At 70.5% G+C, this 4,366-nt stretch carries 4 protein-coding genes, 1 tRNA gene and 1 pseudogene (1 of these 6 cut by a window edge); all 6 read left to right on the top strand.

The window, feature by feature from the left end; all coding sequences use genetic code 11:
- A protein-coding gene (locus tag JJV70_RS04175) for a roadblock/LC7 domain-containing protein (protein WP_219046320.1) crosses the window boundary here: on the top strand, positions 1-312 show its 3' portion. The gene continues 72 nt to the left of window position 1, outside the view; only the last 312 of its 384 coding nucleotides appear in the window; its start codon lies beyond the left edge, outside the window; the stop codon is at positions 310-312.
- Between the two features lie 118 nt (positions 313-430).
- Complete coding sequence (locus JJV70_RS04170) at positions 431-982, top strand: DUF742 domain-containing protein (RefSeq protein WP_308294671.1); 552 nt, start codon at positions 431-433, stop codon at positions 980-982.
- A pseudogene (locus tag JJV70_RS04165) lies at positions 963-1,545 on the top strand (ATP/GTP-binding protein). Before JJV70_RS04170 ends, JJV70_RS04165 begins: the two are co-directional and overlap by 20 nt.
- Before the next feature lie 137 nt (positions 1,546-1,682).
- Complete coding sequence (locus tag JJV70_RS04160; protein ID WP_219046305.1) at positions 1,683-2,471, top strand: fumarylacetoacetate hydrolase family protein; 789 nt, start codon at positions 1,683-1,685, stop codon at positions 2,469-2,471.
- A gap of 67 nt (positions 2,472-2,538) precedes the next feature.
- A complete protein-coding gene (gltX, locus tag JJV70_RS04155) occupies positions 2,539-3,972 on the top strand; it encodes a glutamate--tRNA ligase (protein WP_374227242.1) in 1,434 nt (477 codons plus the stop codon).
- Positions 3,973-4,201: 229 nt separating this feature from the next.
- A tRNA-Gln gene (locus JJV70_RS04150) sits at positions 4,202-4,273 on the top strand.
- The last annotated feature ends 93 nt before the right edge of the window (positions 4,274-4,366 follow it).

Below are 4,366 nucleotides of genomic sequence, written 5' to 3'. Positions count from 1 at the left end.
CTGGCGATGTCCGAGGGCTTTCCCCGGGACCGTGCCGATCAGCTGGCGGCTGTCGCGTCCGGTCTGTCCTCGCTGACTCAGGGGGCGTCGCGGATTTTCGAGGGCGGTCCGGTCAACCAGACCGTGGTGGAGATGGAGCGTGGGTTCCTCTTCATCATGGCGATTTCCGACGGCTCTTCGCTGGCGGTGCTCGCCCACCCCGACGCCGACATCGGTCTCGTCGGCTACGAAATGGCGCTCCTGGTGGACCGCGCCGGTACGGTACTGACGCCGGACCTCCGCGCCGAGCTGCAGGGCAGTCTTCTCAACTAGCAGACAGCACAGTGCGCGGCGGGTGCCGGGCGCCGTAAAGTTCTCGGACGCGGAACCCGCTGCGATCCCAGTGGGACGAGCGGCGGTCTTGCGTACACGGCAGTTGGAGGAGGAAAACGTGACAACGCCCCAAGGTGGTCCGTACGGCAACGAGCAGCAGGCGGGCGACTTCGGCTACCAGCGGTACAACTTCCCCTCGATGCCGAGCCACCAGCAGCACCAGGCCCCCCAGCCGCCGCAGTCCCAGCAGCCCTCGGCGCGGCGGCAGACGCCACACCAGCGCCCGGCCCCGCGCTCCTCGGCGGGCGGCGGCGCGGGCAGCGGCCAGCCGCACCCGCTGGTGCGTCCGTACGCCATGACGGGCGGCCGCACGCGCCCGCGCTACCATCTCGCCATCGAGGCGCTGGTGCACACCACGGCGGACGTCGGCCGGCTCCAGGGCCAGCTTCCCGAGCACCAGCGGATCTGCCGCCTGTGCTACGAGATCAAGTCGGTCGCTGAGGTCTCCGCCCTGCTCTCCATTCCCCTAGGCGTCGCCCGAATCCTCGTCGCCGACCTCGCCGAGGCCGGGCTCGTCGCCATCCACCAGCCCGGCGGCGACGAGACCGCCGGTGGTCAGCCAGATGTGACACTGCTCGAAAGGGTGCTCAGTGGACTTCGCAAGCTCTAGCGGTGCCGCCCGCTCNCTCCACCACCTCCGCGAAGATCGTGGTGGCCGGTGGGTTCGGCGTGGGCAAGACGACCTTCGTGGGCGCCGTATCGGAGATCAACCCACTGCGCACCGAAGCCGTCATGACCTCCGCCTCGGCCGGAATCGACGACCTCACCCACACCGGTGACAAGACCACCACCACGGTGGCCATGGACTTCGGCCGCATCACCCTCGACCAGGACCTGATCCTGTACCTGTTCGGTACTCCGGGGCAGGACCGGTTCTGGTTCATGTGGGATGACCTGGTGCGTGGTGCGATCGGTGCCGTCGTGCTGGTGGACACCCGGCGTCTGGCGGACTGCTTCCCGGCGGTGGACTACTTCGAGAACAGCGGCCTGCCGTTCGTCATCGCCCTCAACGGCTTCGACGGTCACCAGCCCTACAGCCCCGACGAGGTCCGCGAGGCGCTCCAGATCGGCCCGGACACCCCCATCATCACCACCGACGCCCGCCACCGTGGCGACGCCAAGTCCGCGCTGATCACCCTCGTCGAGCACGCCCTGATGGCCCGCCTCCGCTGACCGGGCCCGGCGGCCCCGGCGCCGCACCACCGAGCCGGGTGCGCGGGGCGGGTGGCCCGGGGCTGGGGAGGCCGCGCCCGGCCCGGCCCCAGCGGATACGCTGGAGCGTCACCGTCCGCGACGCTTGAAGGGCAACCGTGCGCATCGCCAGATTCTCCATCGACGGCACCGTCGGCTTCGGCGTGGTAGAGGAGCAAGACGCCGCCGAGGGGACGCCGGGCCCCGTGCTCGACATCATCAAGGGCCACCCCTTCGGCGAGTTCGAGCGCTCGGGCCAGAAGGTCCCCGTCAGCCAGGTGCGGCTGCTCGCACCCGTGCTGCCCAGCAAGGTCGTGGCCGTGGGCCGCAACTACGCCGAGCACGCCAGGGAGCTGGGCCACACCGTGCCCGACACGCCGGTCGTCTTCTTCAAGCCGTCCACGTCCGTCACCGGCCCGGGCGACCCGGTGACCTATCCCGCGTTCACCGCCGATCTGCACCACGAGGCGGAGCTGGCCGTCGTCATCGGCCGGCTGTGCCACCAGGTGCCGCGCGAGCGCGTTCCCGAGGTGATCCTCGGCTACACCTGCGCCAACGACCTCACCGCGCGCGACGTGCAGCGCAGCGAGGAGCAGTGGGCACGGGCGAAAGGCTTCGACGGGTCCTGCCCGCTCGGCCCCTGGGTCGTCACCGACCTGGACCCCTCCGACGTCACCGTGTCCTGCACGGTCAACGGTGAGCAGCGGCAGCTCGGCCGCACGAGCGAGATGGTCCGCTCGGTGGCGGACCTGGTCGTGCACGTCTCCGAGGCCATGACGCTGCTGCCCGGCGACGTCATCCTCACCGGCACCCCCGCGGGCGTCGGCCCCCTCAACACCGGCGACGAGGTCGCCGTCACCATCGAAGGCATCGGCACTCTCACCAACAAGGTGATCAAGCGTGGCTAGCGCAGCAAACCCGGGTCACGTCCGGGTCCGTTTCTGTCCCTCGCCCACCGGCAACCCCCACGTGGGGATGGTCCGCACGGCCCTGTTCAACTGGGCGTTCGCCCGCCACCACGGCGGCACCCTGGTGTTCCGCATCGAGGACACCGACGCGGCGCGCGACTCCGAGGAGTCCTACGAGCAGCTGCTCGACGCGATGCGCTGGCTCGGTCTGGACTGGGACGAGGGCCCCGAGGTCGGCGGCCCGCACGCCCCCTACCGCCAGTCGCAGCGCATGGACCTGTACGCCGACGTCGCGGCCAGGCTCCTGGAGGCCGGCCACGCGTACCGCTGCTACTGCACCACCGAGGAGCTGGAAGCCCGCCGTGAGGCGGCCCGCGCCGCCGGGCGCCCCTCCGGGTACGACGGGCTGTGCCGCGACCTCACCGAGGCGCAGCGGGCCGCCCACGAGGCCGCTGGCCGCGCGTCCATCGTCCGCTTCAAGGTGCCGGGGGAGCCGATCACCTTCACCGACCTGGTGCGCGGTGACCTCACCTTCCAGCCCGAGAACGTCCCGGACTTCGGCATCGTCCGCGCGAACGGCGCCCCCCTGTACACGCTGGTCAACCCCGTGGACGACGCGCTGATGGAGATCACGCACGTGCTGCGGGGTGAGGACCTGCTCTCCTCCACGCCGCGCCAGATCGCCCTGTACCGGGCGCTGGCGGAGATCGGCGTCGGGCGGGGCACGATCCCGGAGTTCGGCCACCTGCCGTACGTGATGGGGGAGGGCAACAAGAAGCTGTCCAAGCGGCAGCCGGAATCCTCGCTGAACCTCTACCGCGAACGGGGCTTCCTTCCCGAGGGCCTGCTCAACTACCTGTCCCTGCTGGGCTGGTCGATCGCTGAGGACCGCGACATCTTCTCCATGAAGGAGATGGTGGAGGCGTTCGAGATCACCGCCGTGGGCGCCAACCCGGCGCGCTTCGACCTGAAGAAGGCCGAGGCCATCAACGCCACCCACCTGCGGGAGCTGCCGGTGGCTCAGTTCACGGCCGCCTGCGCCCCGTGGCTGCGCGCCCCGTACGCGCCGTGGCCGCCGGAGGCGTTCGACCAGGCGGCCTTCGCTGAGCTGGCCCCGCTGGCGCAGACCCGTCTGACGGTCCTGTCCGACATCACCGCCAACGTTGACTTCCTGTTCCTTGCGGAGCCGGTGCGCGACGAGGTCTCCTGGGCGAAGGCGATGAAGCCCGGCGCACAGGACGTGCTGCGCAGCATCCACTCGCGGCTGTCGGAGCTGGAAGGCGACACCTGGCGCGCGGAGCCGCTGAAGGAGGCCGTGCTGGCGGCGGGCGAGGCGCACGGGCTGAAGCTCGGCAAGGCACAGGCCCCGCTGCGGGTGGCCGTCACTGGGCGCACGGTGGGCCTGCCGCTGTTCGAGTCGCTGGAGGTCCTGGGCCGCGCCCGCACCCTGGACCGGGTGGACACCGCCCTGGCCCGGCTCGCCGCCCAGCCGCAGGGCTGACGGCGGGCCTCACGCACCCCCCCCACGCTGCTCACCGGCCCCGGAAACTCCGCGTTCCGGGGCTGGCGGGCACCCGGGCAGGCGGTGCGCCAGGCGGGCGGAACCCGTTTTGGAGCACCGTCTTCGATCAGGTAATGTTCTTCCTGTCGCCGAACGGGGCAGGCCGAAGGGCCGAAAAACCGGGAGGCGGACACCCGAAGGAAACCCCCACCAGGGGGTTGAATTTTGGTGGGGTATGGTGTAATTGGCAGCACGACTGATTCTGGTTCAGTTAGTCTAGGTTCGAGTCCTGGTACCCCAGCGTCGATCTTCCTCAGCGAGATCGCTTGCCCCCGTTGTGTAGCGGCCTAGCACGCCGCCCTCTCAAGGCGGTAGCGCCGGTTCGAATCCGGTC

This window comes from Streptomyces sp. JJ66 (assembly GCF_019303495.1).
Taxonomy (GTDB): domain Bacteria; phylum Actinomycetota; class Actinomycetes; order Streptomycetales; family Streptomycetaceae; genus Streptomyces.
This window is presented reverse-complemented; position numbering and strand designations above follow the sequence as displayed.

What these genes read in the sequence shown, in the direction of transcription:
- gltX (WP_374227242.1), top strand. Translation starts at nt 2,539, where the DNA reads ATGGTCCGCACGGCCCTGTTCAACTGGGCGTTCGCCCGCCACCACGGC.